The sequence below is a fragment of the Ferrimonas sp. YIN67 genome (genome assembly GCF_057219095.1).
This window is the reverse complement of the sequence record NZ_JBXVVJ010000001.1, coordinates 423,521-444,328: the sequence shown is the minus strand read 5'-3', so window position 1 is coordinate 444,328 and position 20,808 is coordinate 423,521. Positions and strand designations below refer to the sequence as shown.

General features: G+C 58.7%; 16 protein-coding genes. 11 read left to right on the top strand and 5 right to left on the bottom strand.

Annotated elements, in window-relative coordinates:
• Positions 1–77 precede the first annotated feature (77 nt).
• Both AC2D8U_RS01615 and AC2D8U_RS01610 read left to right on the top strand, forming a co-directional pair.
• Positions 78–1,415 carry an efflux RND transporter periplasmic adaptor subunit gene (locus AC2D8U_RS01615; protein ID WP_484617287.1) on the top strand — a complete coding sequence of 446 codons (1,338 nt, stop codon included), beginning with the start codon at positions 78–80 and terminating at the stop codon, positions 1,413–1,415.
• Positions 1,412–4,597, top strand: coding sequence for an efflux RND transporter permease subunit (locus AC2D8U_RS01610; RefSeq protein ID WP_484617286.1), 3,186 nt, complete (start codon positions 1,412–1,414; stop codon positions 4,595–4,597). The genes AC2D8U_RS01615 and AC2D8U_RS01610 overlap by 4 nt, the downstream gene beginning before the upstream one ends.
• 1,038 nt (positions 4,598–5,635) lie before the next feature.
• On the opposite strand, the gene AC2D8U_RS01605 is transcribed toward AC2D8U_RS01610, so the two are convergent.
• Together AC2D8U_RS01605 and AC2D8U_RS01600 are read right to left on the bottom strand one after the other, a co-directional pair.
• The gene (locus AC2D8U_RS01605; protein ID WP_484617285.1) at positions 5,636–6,451 is read right to left on the bottom strand and encodes an ABC transporter substrate-binding protein; all 816 of its coding nucleotides are present in this window, start codon (positions 6,449–6,451) and stop codon (positions 5,636–5,638) included.
• 84 nt (positions 6,452–6,535) lie between these two features.
• A complete protein-coding gene (locus AC2D8U_RS01600) occupies positions 6,536–7,468 on the bottom strand; it encodes a porin (protein WP_484617284.1) in 933 nt (310 codons plus the stop codon).
• A 578-nt stretch (positions 7,469–8,046) separates the two neighbouring features.
• Here AC2D8U_RS01600 and AC2D8U_RS01595 point away from each other — a divergent pair.
• The gene (locus AC2D8U_RS01595) at positions 8,047–8,649 is read left to right on the top strand and encodes a DUF924 family protein (protein WP_484617283.1); all 603 of its coding nucleotides are present in this window, start codon (positions 8,047–8,049) and stop codon (positions 8,647–8,649) included.
• 39 nt (positions 8,650–8,688) lie between these two features.
• Here the strand turns inward: AC2D8U_RS01595 and AC2D8U_RS01590 are convergent, their stop codons facing one another.
• Complete coding sequence (locus tag AC2D8U_RS01590) at positions 8,689–10,212, bottom strand: phospholipase D family protein (RefSeq protein ID WP_484617697.1); 1,524 nt, start codon at positions 10,210–10,212, stop codon at positions 8,689–8,691.
• A gap of 151 nt (positions 10,213–10,363) precedes the next feature.
• Between AC2D8U_RS01590 and AC2D8U_RS01585 the strand changes: the two genes are divergently transcribed.
• The 4 genes from AC2D8U_RS01585 to yciA all read left to right on the top strand — a co-directional run bounded on the left by AC2D8U_RS01585 (position 10,364) and on the right by yciA (position 13,775).
• On the top strand, positions 10,364–10,969 hold the full coding sequence (locus tag AC2D8U_RS01585; protein WP_484617282.1) for an SOS response-associated peptidase: 606 nt from the start codon (positions 10,364–10,366) through the stop codon (positions 10,967–10,969).
• A 142-nt stretch (positions 10,970–11,111) separates the two neighbouring features.
• Positions 11,112–11,939, top strand: a complete 828-nt coding sequence (locus tag AC2D8U_RS01580) for a mechanosensitive ion channel family protein (RefSeq protein WP_484617281.1) — start codon at positions 11,112–11,114, stop codon at positions 11,937–11,939.
• Positions 11,940–12,376: 437 nt separating this feature from the next.
• Positions 12,377–13,381, top strand: a complete 1,005-nt coding sequence (gene ltaE, locus AC2D8U_RS01575) for a low-specificity L-threonine aldolase (RefSeq protein WP_484617280.1) — start codon at positions 12,377–12,379, stop codon at positions 13,379–13,381.
• Between the two features lie 4 nt (positions 13,382–13,385).
• Positions 13,386–13,775 (top strand): acyl-CoA thioester hydrolase YciA, encoded by a 390-nt coding sequence (gene yciA, locus AC2D8U_RS01570; protein ID WP_484617279.1) that lies wholly within the window; start codon positions 13,386–13,388, stop codon positions 13,773–13,775.
• A 78-nt stretch (positions 13,776–13,853) separates the two neighbouring features.
• Here the strand turns inward: yciA and AC2D8U_RS01565 are convergent, their stop codons facing one another.
• Positions 13,854–14,411, bottom strand: a complete 558-nt coding sequence (locus AC2D8U_RS01565) for a DUF4136 domain-containing protein (RefSeq protein WP_484617278.1) — start codon at positions 14,409–14,411, stop codon at positions 13,854–13,856.
• A gap of 262 nt (positions 14,412–14,673) precedes the next feature.
• On the opposite strand from AC2D8U_RS01565, the gene yciH reads away from it, so the two are divergent.
• The 3 genes from yciH to ruvX are packed head-to-tail and all read left to right on the top strand — an operon-like array spanning position 14,674 to position 16,003.
• The gene (yciH, locus tag AC2D8U_RS01560) at positions 14,674–14,994 is read left to right on the top strand and encodes a stress response translation initiation inhibitor YciH (protein WP_484617277.1); all 321 of its coding nucleotides are present in this window, start codon (positions 14,674–14,676) and stop codon (positions 14,992–14,994) included.
• Positions 14,995–15,023: 29 nt separating this feature from the next.
• Entirely contained in the window at positions 15,024–15,587 is a 564-nt protein-coding gene (locus AC2D8U_RS01555) for a YqgE/AlgH family protein (RefSeq protein WP_484617276.1), read from the top strand.
• Positions 15,584–16,003, top strand: a complete 420-nt coding sequence (gene ruvX / locus AC2D8U_RS01550) for a Holliday junction resolvase RuvX (RefSeq protein WP_484617275.1) — start codon at positions 15,584–15,586, stop codon at positions 16,001–16,003. Before AC2D8U_RS01555 ends, ruvX begins: the two co-directional genes overlap by 4 nt.
• A 237-nt stretch (positions 16,004–16,240) precedes the next feature.
• Here the strand turns inward: ruvX and AC2D8U_RS01545 are convergent, their stop codons facing one another.
• Positions 16,241–17,530, bottom strand: coding sequence for an NAD(P)/FAD-dependent oxidoreductase (locus AC2D8U_RS01545; protein ID WP_484617274.1), 1,290 nt, complete (start codon positions 17,528–17,530; stop codon positions 16,241–16,243).
• A 581-nt stretch (positions 17,531–18,111) separates the two neighbouring features.
• On the opposite strand from AC2D8U_RS01545, the gene AC2D8U_RS01540 reads away from it, so the two are divergent.
• Positions 18,112–20,772 carry a TonB-dependent receptor gene (locus AC2D8U_RS01540; protein WP_484617273.1) on the top strand — a complete coding sequence of 887 codons (2,661 nt, stop codon included), beginning with the start codon at positions 18,112–18,114 and terminating at the stop codon, positions 20,770–20,772.
• Positions 20,773–20,808: the final 36 nt, after the last annotated feature.

Genomic DNA, 20,808 nt, shown 5'->3' with positions numbered 1-20,808 from the left:
ATTGAGCTCCCCTTATTTATCTGGACTGGTGCGACACCTTGTGGCGCCCCACGTAATAGACTTTTGGCAGAACGACGATGAAACGCATTCCCAAGAAACGCTGGCTCCCCTTAGGGATCCTCTCTGGTGTCCTGATCCTGGTGCTGGCCGTGGTACTGAGGCCTGGTGCACCGGTTAACGAGGCCTATGAACGGGCTCGCCTGGTGGAAGTCGTTGCGTTGGAAAAACAGACTCTGGCGCCGCAGATCACCGGCTTTGGCCGGGTGCAGCCCAAGGTGATCTGGCAGGCGGTGGCGGAGATCAGTGGTCCGGTGCGGGTACGCCATGCTGAGCTGGAGACCGGTCGTCTGCTCAAACAAGGGACCGTGCTGCTTGAAGTGGATCCGCTGGAGTATGAGCTGCGCCTGGCCCAAGCCGAAGCGGATCGCAACATGGCTAAGGCTCAGTTGACCCGGTTGGCGCAAAATGAGGTCAACCTGAAGGCCAGCCTGGAGCTTGAACAGGGCCGTCTGATGTTGGTCCAAACGGAAACCGAACGCAAAGCCACATTGAAAGCCCGTGGCCTGGTGTCTGAGTCCGAGCTGGACGGCCAGCGGCAGAGCCTGCTGGCCCAGCGTAAGCTGGTGCAGGAGCTGGAAAATCAACGGCTGCTGCTGCCGGACGATCGCAAAGTAGCGCAGGCACAGCTGAAAGTGGCACAGGCCGGAGTAGCGGATGCCGAGCGCCGCCTCAGGCAGACCCGCATCGTGATGCCGTTTGATGGCCGCATTGCCCAGGTAAATGTGGAGACCGATCAGGTGGTGACCGCCAACCAGGTACTGGTGGAGGTGCACGGCATCGACGTGATGGAAGTGGAGGCGGCTGTCTCCCTTCATGACATTCGCAGCCTGCTGGACGGCCCCATGCCGGTACGCGGGGATCTGGATGTGGCAAACCTGGGTCTGAGCGCGTCGGTACAACTGGACAGCGGTCGTTTCGCCGCCAGTTGGCCCGCCACCGTGGTGCGGGTGCGTGAGTCGGTGGATCCCAACCAGGCGACCGTCGGCGTGGTCCTTGAGATCGAACAAGACTACGCCAATCTGGATCTGGCCGAGAAGCCGCCGCTGATCAGCGGGCTGTTTGTCAGCGCGGCGATCGTCGGAGCCGAGCAGTCCGCCTACGTGGTTCCGGCCCGGGCCCTGCGTGGTGACACCCTGTACCTGATGAGTGAAGACCATCAACTGCGTATCGTGCCGGTGACCGTGCGCTTCCGCCAGGGTGACAGGGTGGCCGTGGAGGGGGACATTCAAGCCGGTGAGCGGGTGGTGCTCAATGATCTGCTGCCCGCCGTGCCGGGCATGAGCCTGCGCACCAAACAGGACACTGTCCTTGACGGTGCGCCGGCCGAGGATGTGGCTGAGGAGACCGCACCATGATCCGTTGGTTCGTACGCCACCCCACCGCGGCCAACCTGTTGATGGCGCTGCTGTTGATGGTGGGCCTGCTCAGCGTTGGCAGCGTCAAACGGGAAACTTTCCCTGAGTTTAAGTTCAACTACATCGGCGCCACCGTTGTGTATCCGGGGGCGACCGCGCTGCAGGCGGAGCAGAACCTCTGTCTGCGCATGGAAGATGCGGTGGATGGCCTGTCCAACATCGACGAAACCAGCTGTCAGGCCAGTGAAGGGTTGGCCAGCCTGCGGTTGAAGGTGAATGACAAGGCCGACATGACCCGGATGCTGATGGACGTTCAGACCCGCATTCGTGCCATCAAAGACTTCCCCAGTGAGATCGAACCCCCTGTGGTGGAGGAGCTGGAGTGGACCGAGCCGGTGATCGATGTGGCGATCAGCGCCGATCTGCCATTGCCCCAGATCAAGGCCTATGCGGAAGATCTTAAGCGCCGCCTGAAGGTGGACGCCGGCGTAGCCCTGGTCAATGTTGCCGGGTTTTCCAACCATCTGTTGCGAGTCGAGTTGTCGGAGTCTGCGCTGCGCCGCCACGGCTTGTCCGTCAATGATGTGGCCACTCAGGTGCGTCAGCAGAACACCATGATGCCGGCGGGCAACATCGAGACCGGTGATCGTAACCTGATGGTCCGCTTCGACGAGCGCCGGGTGACGCCGGAAACCTTGGGTCAGTTGGTGGTGGCGGCCAGTGCCGATGGCGCCGTGGTGCGCCTGAATGAGATCGCCACCATCACCGATCAGTTTGAGCTGGATGAAGCCAAGACGCTGTTTGATGGCAAGCCGTCGGCGGTGCTGAAGATCAGCAAAAACAAGGCGGAGGATGCGCTGCGAGTCAAGGAGAAGGTGGCCGAGTTTATCGCCCAGGAGCAGTTGCGTGCCCCGGATGGCCTGGAGTTGGTGCTCTCTAACGATCTCTCATCCCTGCTGTGGGATCGTCTCACCATGATGATCAACAACGGCGCCCAGGGGATCGTCCTGGTGTTTCTGGTGATGTGGTTGTTTTTCTCGCTGCGCTACTCCTTCTGGGTGGCTGCGGGCCTACCGGTCTCCTTCCTCGGCGCCATCTACCTGATGTCGGTACTGGGGATCTCCATCAACATCATGTCGCTGGTGGCCCTGTTGATGGCGATCGGCATCCTGATGGACGACGCCATCGTGATCTCCGAGTCCATCGCCGCCCATATGGAGCGGGGAATGTCGGTGGACGAGGCGGTGATCGCCGGGGTCAAGAAAGTGTTTCCCGGGGTGTTGTCCAGCTACCTGACCACCATCTGCATCTTCGGCGGCATGCTGTTTCTCGATGGCCAGATGGGCGCCGTGCTCGGCGCGGTGCCTCGGGTATTGCTGCTGGTGCTCTCCATCTCGCTGCTGGAAGCCTTCTTGATCTTGCCCGCTCACCTGGCTCACTCGATGCACAAGCAGCAGGCTCGGCAACAAGCGGCTCAGGCCCGGATCGAACAAGGGATCCTGCCCAAGGCCAAGCCGCGCTGGCGCCTGAGGGCAGAGCAGGCCAAGGCCGACTTCATCGGTGGCTTCGAAGGGTTTCGCAATGACAAGTTGGTGCCTGCGGTGCGCTGGGCGGTGCAGCGTCGTTACGGCTTCTTCGGCGGCGTCATCGGCTTGCTGTTTGCCTCGATTGCCCTGGTGGCGGGGGGCGCGGTGAAGTTCAGCGGTTTCCCTGAGCTGGATGGTGATGTGGCCGAAGCTCGGGTGATCCTGCCACCGGGCGCGCCGCTGCACCGTACCGAGCAAGTGGTTGCTCACTTGAGTGCCGCCGCCGAGCGGGTGGCCGAGCGCTACAGCCGAGAGTTTGAGGGCGGCGAGCCGCTGATCCTGCACCGGGCCGAGCAGTTTAACTTCAACATGGACGCGGGGGAGTCCGGCCCTCATGTGGCCACCGTGCGCCTGGATCTGCGCGGTGCGGAGATCCGCAGCAGTCGCATCGAGGATTTTCTGGCGGACTGGCGCATCGAAGCCGGTGAGCTGGCGGAGCCCCTCTCTCTGGTATTCAGCCAGCCGATGCACGGTCCCAGCGGTCGCGCCATCGAGCTGCGCCTGCGGGGCGACGATCTGGCCGAGCTGAAACAGGTCTCCGTGGCGGTGCAGCAATACCTGGGACAGTTTAACGGCGTCCATAACCTGCTCGATGACATGCGGCCGGGTAAGGAGGAGCTGCTGGTACAGCTGCGCCCCGGGGCGGAAAGCTATGGGATCTCCGGCCAGCTGGTGGCCAGTCAGTTGCGAAGTGCTTACTACGGCTCTTTGGCCGATGAGATCCAGCTGGGCGCGGAAAACCTGCGGGTGATGGTGCAGCTGGACAAAGGCGATGCCGCCGATCTGGATGCCCTGTCGCGCTTCCCCATCATGCTGGCCGACGGCAGTCAGGTTCCTCTGGCCAGTGTGGCGACCCTGACCTGGCAACGGGGCTATGTGCGTATTCAGCGCTATGAGGGGCTGCGCACCGTCACCGTGTTTGGCAGCGTCGACAATCGGGTGGCCAACGCCAGTGACATTCGCCGTCAGTTGATCGTGGACGAGATCCCCAAGCTTCAGGCGCAGTACCCCAGCGTGCGGTTTGAGTTCGAAGGCGAGGCCAAGAACAACAAGGAGACCGGGGACTCCATGAAGCGTGGCTTCCTGCTCGGCCTGTTTGGCATTTACGCCATCCTCAGCCTGCAGTTTCGCAGCTACCGGGAGCCGGCGGTGGTGATGATCGCCATCCCCCTGGCGCTTATTGGCGTGCTCTGGGGTCACTGGCTGACCGGCTACGATCTCTCCATGCCCTCCATCATGGGCTTTGTCTCTTTGGCCGGGGTGGTGGTCAATGACTCCATCTTGCTGGTGCAGTACATCCGTCACCATATGGAGCGGGGCGCCGAGGTGCTCGACGCCGTGGTGGAGGCCAGCCGGGAGCGTTTCCGTGCCGTGTTCCTGACCTCGCTGACCACGGCGGCGGGCCTGTTCCCACTGCTATTGGAAACCAGCCTGCAGGCCCAGGTAGTGAAACCCATGGTGGTCTCCATCGTCTTTGGGATCTTCGCCTCGACCCTGCTGGTGCTCTTTATGATCCCCTGTGCCTACGCCATCATGGGCGACATGGGCTGGCTTCGGGATGGGTCACACCATCCGGAGGAAAGAGTGTCGGCCTGATGCTGACTCTGACAGAGTGATATCGTGGAAAGCCTGCCCTGTGCAGGCTTTCCTGTATTGGGCATTGGCCGTTTTGGGGATCTCAGGCGCCGAGGGCTGGTTTCGGTCCATAACAGCCCTTTTTCCCCTGTATATGGCCCCTTCGCGAAGGTTGGCGTTGAGCACAGCGAAGCCCAACGTAGTTGAACACGCCTGCGGAGGGCTGGTTGTGCCCCAAAGGGGTCATCACACTCTATGTGGTGGATGCCTGCGGCATGTTCGCTTTGTGGTTCACCAACCTGGGTTGTCGCGCTGGCGACGGCAGGCCAGGGGGCTTCGCCCCCTAACAACCCCCTTTGCCTCCCTGCGGCGGCGCTGTTCGTGGGTCTATTTCGGATTGGCGTTAACGCACGAGCACTGAGTTTCGAGGACAGCGCCGTCCTCGAAGTCGGCGAAAGTACAAGGTGGGGCATTGGATTTAGGAGGCCGGTTTCGCCACACACCGGCCAACTATCAGATGCCGCGCTTCGTAGGGTTGGTTAGCCGCGCAGCGGCGTAACCTACCGGCCTCACCACATGGGATCGTCGCCTACCGAAACACGAAGTATGGGCACGGGTAACTATGTCGAACAGGCATAAAGATCTCGACGTAGGTCAGAGCGCGCACTTATGTAGCCATGACCATAAACCTCAATGTGCCGTAACCTGACACAGCGGCTGAACCCAGATCTCAATGTCAGGTTACGCGAAAAGAGCGCTCGCCTGACCTACGGCAGCGGCTTCTCTACTGGCACAGCTTCACGAGACCGAATCCAGATCTCAATGTCAGGTTACGCGAAAAAAGCGCTCGCTAACCTAACCTACGGCAAGCATTTTTCTCCAACCGAATGGCCGCTTTTGGCCACCGACCGGCCTATCGAGCTGGCGCTTCCGAGAGCCCTGCAGCGCAGCGATCCTGGTACCGAGCACCCGCTCATGCTGTGCGTGAAAGCTTTAAACAGAAAGGGCCGAGATGGCGTTCCATCTCGGCCCTTTTGAGGTGGGGCTTGCCGGAGGCTGTTATTGATAGCTGGCTTTAAACAGCGGCTGGCCGTTGATGGTGAAGCTGTCGATCATCTGCTGACCCTGATCGCTGACCAGCCAGTCGCTGAAGGCCCGGGCGCCTTCATGGTTGAGATCGCTGTATTTTTCTTTGTTAAGCAAGATCACCTGGTAGGGATTAAGCAGGCTGGCATCGCCTTCAAACACCACCTCCAGATCCAGCTTGTGGATAAAGGCCAGGTAGGTGCCCCGGTCGGCCAGCACATAGGCGCCCATTTCATTGGCGGTGAGCATGGCCGGGCCCATGCCCTGACCGATGGCGGCATAGCCGGTGAAGTCGGTGCTGATCCCCGCCTGTTGCCACAGTGCCAGCTCTTTCATATGGGTGCCGGACTCGTCGCCCCGGGAGACAAACCCCTGCTTTTGCTTGGCGATCTTGCTGAACGCTTCGATGGCGTTCTTGGCGTTGCGCAGTCCGGCCGGATCGGCTTTCGGCCCAAGCACCACGAAGTCATTGGCCATCAGTTGGCGGGGTTGGCGGCCGTAGCCCTCTTCGACAAAGGCGGCTTCGGCGGCGGGGGCGTGGGTCATCACCAGATCCACGTCGCCATTGCGACCGTGGCGCAGGGCCTTGCCGGTGCCGGTGGCGATCACCTGGACCTGGTAGCCGCTCTGCTTTTCAAAGGTGGGCAGCAGGTAGGCCAGCAGACCTGAGTTGTCGGTGCTGGTGGTGGTAGCCAGCTTGATGGTGTGGTTACCACTGTGAGCCAGGGCCGTAAAGGGCAGGAGGGCGGTGAGCAGCAGGGCCGCACAGGACTTTTTGTTGATGAACATAAGCGGGTCTCGAAACAATAGGGCTAGGGCGTGCACACCACAGACGCGCCTGAGTGAGCCGTCTGTGGTGCGAACCAATAGGGTTTAGAAGTCGTAACGCAGGCCGACGGCGAGGTAGCGGTCGTCGTCATTCCGATTGTCGAACTCGACGCCTGTGTAGTAGGTGTTCAGGCGCAGCTGACGGGAGAGTTTGTACTCACCCCCCAGTGTATAGGTGGTGCTGGCTTTTCCGGGCACGTTGCCATCGCTGTACTGGGCCATGACGCGGTAGTCGCCGAAGCCGTAAGCGGCAGACACCAGATAGGCATCGCCACTGGCGCCCGCCGGAGCGGCGTTGTCGTCGCTGATGATCTCTTCATCGGAGTAGATGGCACCCAATTCCAGGCCGGCGATCTTGCCGCCGACGGTGATCCGCAGGATGTCGCGGTTGGCGACCTCGCTGTCGTAGGCCATGGCGGCATAGAAGGGCTGTTTGCCGTAGCGGGGATCCCCCAGCATGACGGCCATGGAGACGCCGTGCTCGCCGTTGCCCTCTTCGGCCAGGTAGGTCACTTCACCGCGCAGCAGGTTGGCGATCACCGGGGTGGAGTAGGACACCTGCTGAGCGGCACGCACTTCGCCGCCCATGGTCTTGTTCAGATCGCCGTCGTAGGTGAGGAACTGGTCGACATTGCCTCGGGACATTTTCAGCGCGGTGTCACGGCGGCCGATGGTGGTCATGCCGAAGTCGCCCTTCAGGCCGACAAACTGGTTGCGGTTGCTGAATGCGGTGCCTGTGGTCACGCTCATGCCAAACTCGGCCTGATAGATGGCTTCTAGGCTGTCGGAGAGTTCGTGGCTACCCCGTACGCCAAAGCGGGATGAATGGCTGGCGACTTTGGTTTCACTCTCCCCGGCGATCTCGTTGGCTTGCAGGGTCAACACCAGGCGGCCATAGAGATCAATGTCATTGGCAAAACTGGTGGCTGGCAGGAGGGTAACGAGGGCGGCAGCCTGGGCGGTGCGTTTCATGGACATGGCGGTGACATTCCTTTTGCTGTGTCGTGCGCCGGGTACCTACGAATGAGGGCGAGCGCAGGATGAAGCGGCAGTCGTTATGGCGGATCGGGATCCATTTCACTGGGTATGCCGCTTCGGTTGAGGCAAAAGTACTGGATAGAAGCATTTTGATTCAATGGCTTGAAAGTTTTTGGTGACCGGGTGAATGAGATTTAAGGCCGTCGAACTCATGGGTGCATGGATGGCTTTTTCACTGGAGATGGGTCAATAGAGGACAAATTGAAAAAACCGCTTCTCCCTTAGGGTTCGTCTGCAAGAGCCTGGATCCCAAACGGGTTGCAATCGCCAGTGGGTGGGTTGTTCGCCTTTTAGCTCGATTGGCATGCTGAAAATGCGAGCGGGATCACGTCGATTTCTCGTGTCGGTTACGCCGGGTTGGCATGAGTGGCGCCAAAAACACCTAGGCGTACGCGGTCGTCCGTAATCCTGAGTGGCAAAATCGAGCCTTCTTGTTCCGTTGGGAACGCGTTTTGGCTTTTTTTTCGCCGCTTGCCAAGGCAGGATAGGGGCAGTGCATGCGGCGAAGGAAAAGGGCGATGGAGATCAATCACGTATTGGAGTTTTGGTTTGGCCGGTTGGATGAGCAGGGGATGCCGGTTGAGCCGATGGATAAGCTCTGGTTTGGTGCCAGCGAGTTGTCCGACAGTGCTATTCGCCAACACTTCGGCGCCCTGCATCAACAGGCGGCTCAGGGGGAACTGAGTCATTGGTTGGCCAGCCCTCAGGGACGGCTGGCGTTGATCATCCTGCTGGATCAATTCAGCCGCAATATCTACCGGGGCCGTGCCGAGGCCTTTGCCTATGACGTCACGGCCCTGGGGTTGTGTAAACAGGGGATAGAGTCCGGAGAGGATCAGGCCCTGCCTTTGGCGCAGAAGCTGTTTTTCTATATGCCGTTGCAGCATTCGGAGCAGATCGAAGATCAGTTCCTGGGGGTGGTGCAGTTGGAGCGGATGTTAACCGGTTTGCAGGGAGCGGCACTGGCCAAGGTGGCCGATACCCTGAGGTTTCAGAAGGCCCACCTGGCGATCATCGAGCGCTTCGGTCGCTTTCCCCACCGTAATGCGGTGCTGGGCCGTGAAGATAGCGAAGAGGAAGCGGCTTACCTGGCTAACGGGGCGCCCCGGTTCGGCCAGTGAGACAAAGAGGCCCTTCGGACTCCAACATGACACTCTGGCTTATAGCTGGCCCTCTATCGGCAGCAGCCAGTTGAAGAAGATCCCCAGGCTGTCCCAGAAGCCCTTGTCCGGCTCGCTGCATTGCGTTTGTTCGGCGTTTGTCTCAAGCCAGTGCCAGCAGAGCTGACCCTCCTCCTGCGTCACCCGATAGGCGGAGTCTGGAGCCATATCGGCCAGCATCAGATCGGCGATCAGTTCGGCCAACTCCGGGTTGTCCACCACCAGGCCGATCTCCGTATTGATCAGGTGGGAGCGGGGATCCAGGTTCGCCGAGCCGACGTAGACCCGCTTACGGTCATATACCGCCACCTTGGCGTGCAACCCGACCGGAACCCGAGCCTTGGCAAGGGGTTGCTTGGCGCGTCCACTGGCGGCATCGGGACGGAATTCATAGAGCTCGGCACCGGCCTCCAGTGCCTCACGGCGGCGATTGACATAGCCATAGTGCGCCACCTTGACGTCGGTGGCCGTCAGGCTGTTGGTCAGGATCTTCACCCGGATCCCCTTATCGGTGAGCCGACGGATCCCTTCGATCATCAGATCCCCCGGCACAAAATAGGGAGCGCTGACCAGGATCTCCCGCTGGGCATCGGCTCCCAGCACCGTCATGACTTCGGCGACGGCGTGCTCAGGCAGTTTCTTTTTCAGATCCTTACGGGGGGGATCGGCGGTGACCATGGCCTTTCCCCAGATCAGCTTGCCGGGGAGGGCCGCGATCGCCGCCTCCAGCTCGCTCTCACTAAAGCGGATGTCGTAGGGCAAGGGGGCCTCGCTCTGCCACGCCGCCTCGATCCTGTCGGCCAATTCATCGAAGTCGATGGGGGGCACCGAGCGCTGGTGGATGCTCTCGATGCTGACCGACCAGCTGGAGTTCCAGTAGTGATCGAAACTGGCGGACAGATCCCCCACCACGGGGCCCGCGGCAAACAGGTCGAGATCCTGGAAGTTTCGCTGGGGACTCAGGCCAAAGTATTCATCACCTATGTTGCGGCCGCCGACCACGGCGATCTGGTTATCGGCCACCATCATCTTGTTGTGCATGCGGTGGTTAAGCCGACCAAACTCTCCAAGAAACGCCAGGGTACGGGCAAAACTGCCGGAGCGGCGCTTGCCGTAGGGGTTATAGAGCTTGATCTGCAGGTTGGGCAGGGAGGCCAGTTGTTTGAGGCCTTTATCCTTGCTGGTGATGGTGTGGTCGTCCAGCAGCAGTCGCACTCTTACCCCCCGGGCGGCGGCCTCGGCGATGCGCTCCAGCAGGGCAATGCCCCCCCGATCGCCCTCCCAGATGTAGTATTGGAGATCCAGGGTATGCTCGGCGGTGTCTGCCAGGGCCAGCCGAACCAGCAGGGCATCCTCGGCATTTTCAACCAGGCCAAAGCCACTGAGCTGAGGATGGGCTTCCTTGGCTGGGGCCAGCACAGTTGCCAGGGTGCCTGGGTAGGCCTGAGGCCGGGCGAAGCTGGCCGACAGGTGCTGCTCTTTGGGCACACTGCTGCAGCCGACCAATAGGATGCAGCAGAGCATCTGGGTCAAGCTACGCCGATGTTGTAGGTGTAAGAGGCTAATAAGGTTCAAGCGCAGGTAACTTACTGGCTGAAGGGGTTATCTATTTTTAGCATATCCTGAATAACTTAAGCAGGTGCAACACCTTAGCCGCCGAAAAGTCGAGGAGGGGATGAAGAGCATGTGTGGTCAATTTGCCCAGGATGCGGTGGCATACGACGTGCGTACCCAATTGGGTGTGGGCGGGGGATACTTTCGACTGACGCCGTCGGCCCGCTGCTGTCCAACCCAGGGGATCGATGTGATCTACCACCAAGCTGAACAGGCGATGCATCAGCGTTTGCCCTGGGGCTTGCGGCTACCTGGCCTGTCCCGGCCGGTGATCAATGCCCGCCGGGAGAGCGTGGAGCACAAGCCTCTGTTTCGGGATGCCTGTATTTCTCACCCCTGCCTGATCCCCATGACAGCTTGGTTCGAATGGCGACAGGAGGGAAGCGGCAAGGTGGGTTACCGCTTTACCCGCGAGCCCTTGTTGCAGGTGGCGGGGCTGTGGTGGCCGCCGCAACGGGGCATGGAGGAGGGCGCCGTGGTATTGCTTACCACGGCCGCGACGGACCCGGTCGCCAACTACCATGCCCGCATGCCTTTGCTGCTGACAAGGGAAACCGCGTCTGCCTGGCTGTTTTCCTCGATACTGCCCCTTGGGGTAGAGCCTGGCCCTCCTTGTGACATTCAGCCCATGACCCGTGAGGGGCCAAGGCAGGATCAGCTTTTCTGACTCTCCCTGTTTAGATCACACTTATAACTGTTTTTTATGCAGAAGTTGGCAGATTTCGGGCGCGACTGAGTTCATGATGCTAACTTGTTAGCTGTGTGTGGCCGTGGTGTGGCGGCGAGAGTTCTGGTCGAAGGAGACATCGATGGAAATGTTTGAAGGCTGGGTCGATAAAGGCCCGGATCTGATCATGGTGTATGGCACCAAGGTTTTGATGGCGCTGGTGATCTTTGTTCTGGGTCGCTGGGTGGCCAAGATAGTGTCCAGCATGGTACGCAAGGTGCTGACGTCTCGTGGGATGGACGTCACCGTGGTGGGCTTTATTGGCAATATTGTCAGTGCGCTGATCACTGTGATCACTCTGATCGCCGTCTTGGGTCAGCTTGGGGTTCAGACTGCGTCGCTGGTGGCTGTAGTCGGTGCCGCTGGCCTGGCCGTGGGCCTGGCGCTGCAGGGTTCCCTGTCCAACTTTGCCTCCGGTGTTCTGCTGGTGACGTTTCGTCCCTGCAAGGCCGGTGATTTTATTGAGGCGGCCGGCACAGCCGGCGTGGTGGAGGAGATCTCCATCTTTTCTACCACCTTGGTGACCCCGGATAATAAGCGGATCGTGGCACCCAACTCGGCCATCCTCGATGGGGTGATCGTCAACTACAGCGCCAAGGAGACCCGGCGGGTCGATCTGACCATAGGTGTGGCTTATGATGCCGATCTTAAGCAGGCCCGAGAGGTGCTGCTGGCGACGGTGAAGGGCAACGAGCAGGTGCTGGCGAGTCCTGAGCCTGTGGTGGAGGTGGTGGCCCTGGCGGATTCCTCCGTCAACTTTGTGGTGCGCCCCTGGGTGAAGACGGCCGATTACTGGGCGGTGCACTTCGCGCTCACCCGGGATATCAAACTGGCCCTGGATGCCGCCGGGATTGGGATCCCCTTCCCACAGATGGATCTCCACGTCCAGTCGATGCCCAAGGCCGAATAATCGCAAGAATCAAAAAAGCCCGCCCCTTTGTGGAAGGGGGCGGGCTTTTGTTTGGCTTGCGAAGCGTTAGCTCCACCAGGCGTTGATCTTTGGGGCAACAGAGAAGTGTCGTTGCAGAGCCACGGCGGCCAAAGGAGCCAGGGAAAACAGGGTAACGCTCAACATAAGGAACTCCTTGAAAAGGGGTCGACACAGGCTTTGCCTGTGCCGCTGTCGTGCCGCTGATGCCGGTGGAGTTTGGCGCTAACTCGAACTCCCCAGTACAGCCGTATCGACATGAACTGTTTTGATGGGACGCATTTTGCATTGACTTTGAGCCGAGGTAAAACGAGGAAAAATCCCCTTCGCATGATCGCTGCTCATGTGGCGTCGAGGATCACGGTATCCTGTTTCACTTTTGGTACCCTATGGCCACATTTTCTCCAGGCCAATGACAGATGTTTGATTTTCGCTCCGATACCGTGACCCAGCCCACCGAGGCGATGCGCCAGGCGATGGCCCGCGCCGAGGTAGGGGATGACGTTTATGGTGACGATCCCACGGTGTGCGCACTGGAAGCCGAGGCGGCTCAGCTGACCGGTTTTGAGGCCGCGCTCTTTACCCCCTCCGGCACCCAGGCCAACTTGCTGGCATTGATGGCCCACTGTGAGCGTGGCGATGAGTACTTGTGCGGTCAGCAGGCCCACAATTACAGGTTCGAGGGGGGCGGTGCAGCAGTGCTCGGCTCTATCCAGCCTCAGCCCATAGAGAATGAGGCGGACGGCAGCCTGTGTCTGACTAAGCTGGCTGCGGCGATCAAACCCGATGATATCCATTTTGCCCGCACTCGGCTGCTGAGCCTGGAGAACACCATAGGTGGCCAGGTCTTGCCGTTGGACTACCTGGCCCAGGCGCAGGCTTTTGCGTTTGAGCGAGGCTTGAAGCTTCACCTGGACGGTGCTCGGGTGATGAATGCGGCCGTGGCACAGGGTGTACCCGTGGCCACCATCGCGCAGCATTTCGACTCCTTGACCATCTGCCTCTCCAAGGGGTTAGCGGCCCCGGTCGGCTCAGTGCTGATCGGCGACGAAGCGTTGATCCACAAGGCTCGGCGCTGGCGTAAGATGCTGGGCGGCGGCATGCGCCAGGCCGGGATCCTGGCGGCAGCCGGTCGACTGGCGTTGAGGGAGCAGGTTGAGTGCCTCGCACAGGACCATGATAATGCGACTTATCTTGCCCAGGGGCTGGCAAATCTGGACAGCGTGACACTCGAGGCACAACATACCAATATGGTGTTTGCTCAGTTTACCCAGGCAGCCCAGCTGCAGGCCAGACTCGAGCAGGAAGGGTTTCGCGTGTCACTGAATGAAGGCCGGGCCAGTCGCCTGGTGTTGCATCGGGACATCAGTCGAGCCGGTGTCGAGCAACTGTTATCGACCCTGGCACGTTTTGAGAAGGAGTGATTGGATGATTCAGAGCCCGCAGGGGGAACTGTTGCTGCGTACCCTGGCGATGCCTGCGGATACCAATGCCAATGGGGATATTTTTGGTGGCTGGATCATGTCGCAGATGGATATCGCCGGAGGCTTGATGGCGAAGCAGATCAGCCGGGGGCGGATCTGCACCGTATCGGTGGATGCCATGACGTTTCATCGGCCGGTGGCGGTGGGACATGCGGTCTGCGTCTACGGTGAGCTGCAGCACCGGGGGCGTACCTCGATGAAGATCCGACTCGAAGTCTGGGTACGCCCCGTGGTGGAGGACTCGGATGAGCACTATTGCGTGACCGAAGCGGTCTTCAGTTACGTGGCCATCAACGAGTTGGGCCGCCCCCGGGCCTTGCCTCAGCCACGCTAGGCATGGTTATTCGTCCGGATTAAAAACGCCCGAGTCTTACCGATTCGGGCGTTGTGATTTGTGGGCCGAGCCCAGGGATCACTGGGGCGGAAACTGGGCCAGGATCTGGTTGACGATGGTATTGACCTGCTCGGTGCGCTGTTGCGGTGTCTGCTTCGTCTTGACCGTATCGGTCCCGCTGCCACGCCAGATCAGTGACTGGGTTTTCTTGTCGATCAGATCCACCAGGATGGTGCCTTCTTTATATTCGCGCACCCGAGTTTCCGTTTGAACGTTACCGTGGAAGGGATAACGACCGTAGTAATAGGGGTGGTAGCCAAAGCTGGAGTAGAAGGTGTCGACGTTGACCTTCTTTTCGATCTCGGTGAGATAGTTCACCAGCAACTCGGCATCACCGGTTGTCACCTGGGTTAAGCCCTTGGCCGTTAGCTCCCGTTCTATGGCCGCCCGGATCCGCTGATCCATTAGCCCATCCATGTGATATTGCTTGTTACCCGGGGTTTCGCTGTTTTCCACCCAGGCCCAGCTGCGGTATTGATTGAAGTCTGTGCCGGTGTCGAAATCGGCATCGGTGCTGATGGTGCTGCAACCAGCCATCAACAGGGCGGTGGCGGCGAGGAATAAATTTTTCATCATGGGCTTACCTTGGTTACGGCCTGTCTTAAAGAGAAGACCTTGTCAGACAGGGCTTTGTTCCAGTGTGAGATCTGGGCACTCTCCATATCCTGCCAGTCCATGGCGGCAAGAGGAACGCATCGAGGCGATTTATTCCGGATTTTTGTTTCCATGCACAGCTTGTGTTCAGCATGGCATAGGTGTCATGGGAACGACACCGCGATCCCAAGAGGAGGGAGGGTTTGGTACAATCTGTTCCTTGTTTCCTCGATGAAGATTGATTATGAGTGACTCGAATCTGGTGTACAGCACCGACTCTGGCCGGATCAAACCACAGGCCCAGCAAGATGAGGTCCCCCAAGGCGACGGCATCGTCCGGATCCGCATGGAGCGCAAGGGACGCAAGGGCAAGGGGGCGATGGTGATCACCGGCCTGGGTCTGCCTGCCGCGGACTTGAAGAAACTGGCCGGCGAACTGAAAAAGAAACTTGGTTGTGGTGGGGCGGTCAAAGGTTTTGATATCGAGATCCAAGGGGATGACCGTGCCAAGGTCAAAGCACTGCTGGAACAGCAAGGTCATAAGGTTAAGTTGGCTGGGGGCTAAACCCGGTGAGGGCCGGTGAGGAATTCGCTATGCAAAGTCTTGAGCACCACCTGTTGATCGCCATGCCCTCCTTGCAGGATCCCTATTTTGCCCGTTCGGTCACCTACCTGTGTGACCACAGCGAGGAGGGAGCGATGGGATTGATCATTAATCGTCCTGTGGATGTAACCCTGGATGACCTGCTGCGGCAGATGTCGGTTAAGGGGGAGGAGTTTACCCTGCCTGCGGGCATCGCCAATCAGGTTCTGCTCGGTGGGCCGGTGAAGCCGGATCGCGGTTTCGTCCTGCATACGGCGGCGGCGGGCTTTGATCAAAGCCATGCTTTGCCTGATGGCCTGATGATCACCACATCCAGAGATATCCTCGGTACCTTTGGCAGTGACAGTCAGCCCAGTGAATCCCTGGTCGCCCTGGGGTATGCCGGTTGGGGCGCCGGTCAACTGGAACAGGAACTGGCCGATAACTCCTGGCTGGTCATTCCCGCCTCTCGGGATCTTCTCTTTACCGTACCCCATGCACAGCGCTGGGAGGAGGCGACCCGCCGCCTCGGCGTGAACGTGTGGCAGATCTCTAACGACGTAGGACATTCATGAGCACAATTCTCGGATTCGATTTTGGCACCAAGAGCATTGGGGTGGCCGTCGGTCAGACCATCACTGGAACGGCCAGCCCCCTGGTGGGGATCAAAGCCCAGGATGGGATCCCCAACTGGGACCAGATCGAGGCGCTGATCAAGGAGTGGCAGCCAGATAAGCTGGTGGTGGGATTGCCGCTGAATATGGACGGCACTGAGCAGCATGTGACCAGGGCGGCCCGTAAATTTGCCAACCGCCTCTTTGGTCGGTTCGGGGTGGAAACGGTCACTCACGATGAGCGTCTCACCACGACAGATGCGAAGGCAAGGTTGTTTGAGCGGGGCGGCTATAAGGCGCTGAGCAAGGGGGCGGTGGATGCCCAATCGGCGGCGGTGATCATCGAAAGCTATTTCGAGTCCCAATACGGTGCCTAGCTGTCGGTTCTTAAATCTTCTCTATTTTGGATGAACGCTGGAATGAGGGGGAGTGGTGTTGTGCCAGGACGTGGGACCTTGGCTTTTCCCTAGCACCCAGGCCCTTTCCTGGAACCCAGGCTTTTTCCCGGAGCCTAGCCCTGGGAACTCGCGTTCAACACCCAGCGATGAAAAGATGAAAAAGGGGGAAGCCGATGGCTTCCCCCTTTTTTCGCTAATTCGAGTCCGAAGGACGAATTACCAGATCTTCAGCTCAGGACGCATCCAGCGCTGCATGCCGTTGAGTGCCAGCATGAAGACACCTTTAACCGGACCGTGCAGGGCCAGCATGTGGCGACGGTACAGGGTGGTGTAGACGAAGCGGGCTGGCCAGCCATGCACGTTTACGCCGCCTTTCATAAAGGTAAACATGTTGCCCACGGTGTGGAACTTGGACATGTTCACGAAGCCGCCCAGGTTGTGGTAGACGTAAGGCTTGAGCTCGGCGTTCTCGTCTTTGAGCAGCTTGATCAGGTGATCACCGATCAGCAGGGCCATCTGACGGGCGGTCTGGCCACGTGGTGGAGTGTAAGAGCCGTCTGGCTGAGGACACTCGGCACAGTCACCAAAGGAGAAGATGCGCTTGTCGTCGATGGACTGACAGTTCTGACCGACCTTGATCTGGTTGCCACGGTTGGTTTGCAGATCCAGAGTGCTCAGTACCTCAGGGGCTTTTACGCCAGCGGCCCAGATCATCATGTCGGCCGGGATGAACTTGCCACACTTGGTGTGCATGCCTTCGGCGGTCACTTCGGTCACCATGGTGCTGGTGTGCAGCTCAATGCCCAGATCGCGCAGTTGCTTGTCAACGGCTTGCTGCAGGCTTTCCTGCTCCAGGCCTGGCATGATGCGGTCAGCGGCTTCGATCAGGTTCACTTTCAGCAGATCAGGACGGATCTCGTAGCCGTAACCACGCAGGATGTCTGCAGCGTGGTGCATCTCGGCGGCCATTTCTACGCCGGTGGCACCTGAGCCTACGATGGCGATCTCGAAGTGGTCGTGATCCGGGTTTTTCGCGTACTGCAGGAAGCTGGTCAGGATCTTCTGGCGCAGATCCATGGCCTGAGTGGTCAGATCCAGGAAGTTGCAGTGTTCCTGAACGCCAGGGATCCCAAAGTCGTTGGTTACCGCACCAATGCCCAGTACCAGGTAGTCGTAATCGATCTGGCGCTCAGGCAGGATCTCAACGCCTTCCTTGTTCTTCATTGGGGCCAGGATAACCTTGCGGTTTTCGCGGTCGACGCCAGCCAGGGCACCTTGCTCGAATTTGTAGCCGGTGTTGGCACCGTGAACGCGGTAATCAACGGCGTTGATCCCTTCGTCCAGGCTGCCGGTTGCCAGTTCGTGCAGCAGGGCTTTCCAGATGTGGTGATCACACACGTCAACCAGGGTGATTTCGGCTTTGCCTTTTTTACCCAGTTTACGGCCGATCTTACCCAGCAGCTCCATACCGCCAGCACCACCGCCGACAACTACGATCTTGGTCATTATTGACTCCGATTTATAAGTATTAAGAATTCTTTTGACGCCGACTCAGCCTTAGAAGATAGCCACGTTTTTGCGCGGTCCAAGGTGTCGGGAGTAGGGGTGACAGAGCACATGGGCTCAAAATGTCATTTTCTTTCACTTTGGGCGTCTTGGTGAGCGATTTTACACACTCTTTCTGATCAGAAGTTAATTTTTTACTGATTCCTGCATCAAAATATCGATCAGATCACCGCCTGGAGGTCAAAAATGAAATTTTAATCCCTTTTTTGCGAATAAGGTTCGAGATGGCGAGCGATGCCAAATATAACTTCACGAAGGGTTAACCTGGTGCCAACCTTGTGGTCATTTCTTCGTTCGAACTGGGATACTTTGTCGGGGAGCTTACACAGGCTACAGCATCGAGCTCCCTTTAAGGCCGGCAATCTTTGAAGCTAAGTTAATGAATATGAAAGGTTAAAAAAATTGTTCAAAACTGTAGCCATTTTAACCAGCCTTGTGTAACTTAAGCTCTATCCATGACAACGCTGTCATTCGCCATGGAACATAAGTGACAGATAACAAGCACAAGGAAGGGGATCTCGATGGGTTCAGATAATTACAAGCGCCATCTGTTGGCGGCCTCCATTGCGGCCGCGTTAGGCACGGGAGCCGTATTACCGGCAGTCGCTGCGGAAGCCGGTGAAAATGTCGAAGTGATCGAAGTGCGGGGTCTTAGAGCGTCACTAACGGCTTCGATGAACGAAAAGCGTTTTAATAATGCGACTGTGGATGCGATCACGGCCGAGGATATTGGTAAGTTTCCCGATAATAATATTGCAGACTCACTGAGCCGGATCCCCGGGGTTGCCGTTTCCAAGCAATTTGGTGAAGGCGCCACCGTGTCGATCCGGGGGGCGAGCAACCAGCAGACTTTAACCACGCTCAACGGCCAAAGTGTCGCGTCGACCGGTTGGTATTCACAGCAGGCGATCGATCGCTCTTTTAATTACTCCCTCCTGCCCTCGGAGATGGTCTCAAGTGTTCAGGTGTACAAGAGCTCTCAGGCCAACCTGGTCGAGGGCGGTGTCGGGGGAACAGTTCAGGTTAATACACGTAAACCACTGGAATTGGATGCCAATTCGGTATTTGGCTCTGTTGCGGGTCAATATGCGAGTGGTTCGGAGGAGTTTGAGCCTGCCCTGTCTGGCCTCTACAGCTGGAAAAATGAGGAAGAGAATTTTGGGATCCTGGTGGGAGCGGCTTATCAGGATTACACCCTGGAACGTAAGGGGCAGGAAGCCCTGGTGGTCTGGGGCGGACGCTACGCCGACGTAAACTTCCGCCAGGAGCGGGAGCGCCGTGCCTACGATGTGACCCTGCAGTATGCGCCGACCGATAATCTGGATATGACGCTGCACTACCTGGATCTGGAGTTGGGGGCCGATAACGTCAACACCGCCAGTTGGGTGCCACAGCAGGGCGGCATTGCCAACGATGCAAACTGTGACGTTCCGTCTCAGAGCCAGACCGGCAGTGATCTGTGTTTGCGTAAGACCACGGGGGCCGATACCGAAGATCAGGTATTCTGGGATGTGCGGCCCCGTAGCGGCACCATGGATTCAGAAACCATCGATTTCAAACTGACCTACAGCGGTGACAGCTATACCTTCAGCACCCAGTTTGGCAATACCAAGGCCAAAGGTGGCACCGCCTTTGAGACCAACTATGCGGCGATGCTGGACTCGTCGTTGACGGTTGGGACCATCGATGCCACCGGTGATGTCGCCGTGATTGACACCCCGGGATACGGTGCCGATGCGGTACCCGAGGAGATCACCGGCTGGCTTGGCCTGCAGGGCAGTCAGGTGGTGCGTCAGCCCAACACGGATGAAGAGAGCTACATCCAGGCGGATCTGCAGTTTGATACGGACTGGGGGATCATCACTGCGCTGGATCTGGGCGTGCGCTATGCCAAGCACGAGGTGGAAACTCTGCAGTTCCGTCCCGTATACAAAGAGGATGCCGATTTCCATCCGACGGGATCCCAGATGACCGATGGCAGTCTGGAAGCGGGCATGGACGGTAAGCGGATCGCGGCACCGGACTGGGACTTTATGCTGGCCCACACCCAGGCTCAGATCGCCTCCTGGAATGAAGATAAGACGGCGACGGCGACGATCGAAGAGAAGAATACGGCTGCCTATGTGATGGCGACCTATGAGGCCGATCGGATGCGCGGCAACTTTGGTGTGCGCTATATCAATACCGATGCCAAGGGCGGCTATTACCAGCAGAGCTTTGTGGATGGTGGGGTTCAGTTCTCCGATAGCCTGGTTTATGACGAGTACGACTACAGTGAGTGGTTGCCCAGCGTTAACTTTGCCTTCGATCTGACGCCTGATCTGATCCTGCGTGCCAGTGCGGCTCGGGTCCTGACTCGGCCAAACTACGACGACATGTTCAGCAACTTGAAGTTTGCCGGCCAGCAGGATAATACGCCGGGTAATGAAACCCTGATCCAGGGGACGGTGGCGCTTGATCCCTATCTGGCCGATCAGGCCGATCTGGGTGTGGAGTGGTACTACACGCCAAACTCCATGGTGGCATTGGGTGTGTTCTACAAGGACGTGGACAACTTCACCCGCATCGACCGCCGTTTGGTTCAGCAGGTAGGGATCGAGGCGCCGGATCTGGTCGGTGTGGCCCCGGAAAACTTGCCTGAGGGCTGTATCAGTGCGGATTGCTGGACCATAGACAGCCGGGTCAACGGCGATGGTGGCGAGATCAAGGGCGTTGAGTTCCAATGGATGCACACCTTTGATAACGGCTTTGGTGGGGTATTTAACTACACCTATGCCGATGCGCCCATTGATCCGGAGAACTTTGCGGACCGTAACGGCGTGTTCTCTGACAGTTCCGAGAATTATGTCAATGTCGTGGCCTTCTATGAAAACGACGCCTTTACCGCACGTGCTGCCTACAACTGGCGCAGTGAGTATATGGTGCGAGAGGTCGGCTTCTATGCCAATCGTCTGCATGACGATATCGGCACCCTGGATCTGAGTTTGACCTACGCCTTCAACGACAACCTGACGTTTACCTTCGATGCGGTGAATGTGACGGGTGAGGATGATATCGAACTGGGCAATGATAATGCCGCCCTGGGCGGTAATACCGGTGCCCCGCGATTTACCCAGGGTTATCCGGTCACCTCCTACGAGCGTGACTCCCTGTACACCGTGGGTGTGAACCTGAGGTTCTAACAGGGCGTCAGAGGAAAGCTCCGCAGTCTGACTGCG

Excerpts from the sequence above, each read along its gene's own strand:
- AC2D8U_RS01615 (WP_484617287.1), top strand. The coding sequence starts at position 78 with ATGAAACGCATTCCCAAGAAACGCTGGCTCCCCTTAGGGATCCTCTCT.
- AC2D8U_RS01610 (WP_484617286.1), top strand. The coding sequence starts at position 1,412 with ATGATCCGTTGGTTCGTACGCCACCCCACCGCGGCCAACCTGTTGATG.
- AC2D8U_RS01605 (WP_484617285.1), bottom strand. The coding sequence starts at position 6,451 with ATGTTCATCAACAAAAAGTCCTGTGCGGCCCTGCTGCTCACCGCCCTC.
- AC2D8U_RS01600 (WP_484617284.1), bottom strand. The coding sequence starts at position 7,468 with ATGTCCATGAAACGCACCGCCCAGGCTGCCGCCCTCGTTACCCTCCTG.
- AC2D8U_RS01595 (WP_484617283.1), top strand. The coding sequence starts at position 8,047 with ATGGAGATCAATCACGTATTGGAGTTTTGGTTTGGCCGGTTGGATGAG.
- AC2D8U_RS01590 (WP_484617697.1), bottom strand. The coding sequence starts at position 10,212 with ATGCTCTGCTGCATCCTATTGGTCGGCTGCAGCAGTGTGCCCAAAGAG.
- AC2D8U_RS01585 (WP_484617282.1), top strand. The coding sequence starts at position 10,364 with ATGAAGAGCATGTGTGGTCAATTTGCCCAGGATGCGGTGGCATACGAC.
- AC2D8U_RS01580 (WP_484617281.1), top strand. The coding sequence starts at position 11,112 with ATGGAAATGTTTGAAGGCTGGGTCGATAAAGGCCCGGATCTGATCATG.
- ltaE (WP_484617280.1), top strand. The coding sequence starts at position 12,377 with ATGTTTGATTTTCGCTCCGATACCGTGACCCAGCCCACCGAGGCGATG.
- yciA (WP_484617279.1), top strand. The coding sequence starts at position 13,386 with ATGATTCAGAGCCCGCAGGGGGAACTGTTGCTGCGTACCCTGGCGATG.
- AC2D8U_RS01565 (WP_484617278.1), bottom strand. The coding sequence starts at position 14,411 with ATGATGAAAAATTTATTCCTCGCCGCCACCGCCCTGTTGATGGCTGGT.
- yciH (WP_484617277.1), top strand. The coding sequence starts at position 14,674 with ATGAGTGACTCGAATCTGGTGTACAGCACCGACTCTGGCCGGATCAAA.
- AC2D8U_RS01555 (WP_484617276.1), top strand. The coding sequence starts at position 15,024 with ATGCAAAGTCTTGAGCACCACCTGTTGATCGCCATGCCCTCCTTGCAG.
- ruvX (WP_484617275.1), top strand. The coding sequence starts at position 15,584 with ATGAGCACAATTCTCGGATTCGATTTTGGCACCAAGAGCATTGGGGTG.
- AC2D8U_RS01545 (WP_484617274.1), bottom strand. The coding sequence starts at position 17,530 with ATGACCAAGATCGTAGTTGTCGGCGGTGGTGCTGGCGGTATGGAGCTG.
- AC2D8U_RS01540 (WP_484617273.1), top strand. The coding sequence starts at position 18,112 with ATGGGTTCAGATAATTACAAGCGCCATCTGTTGGCGGCCTCCATTGCG.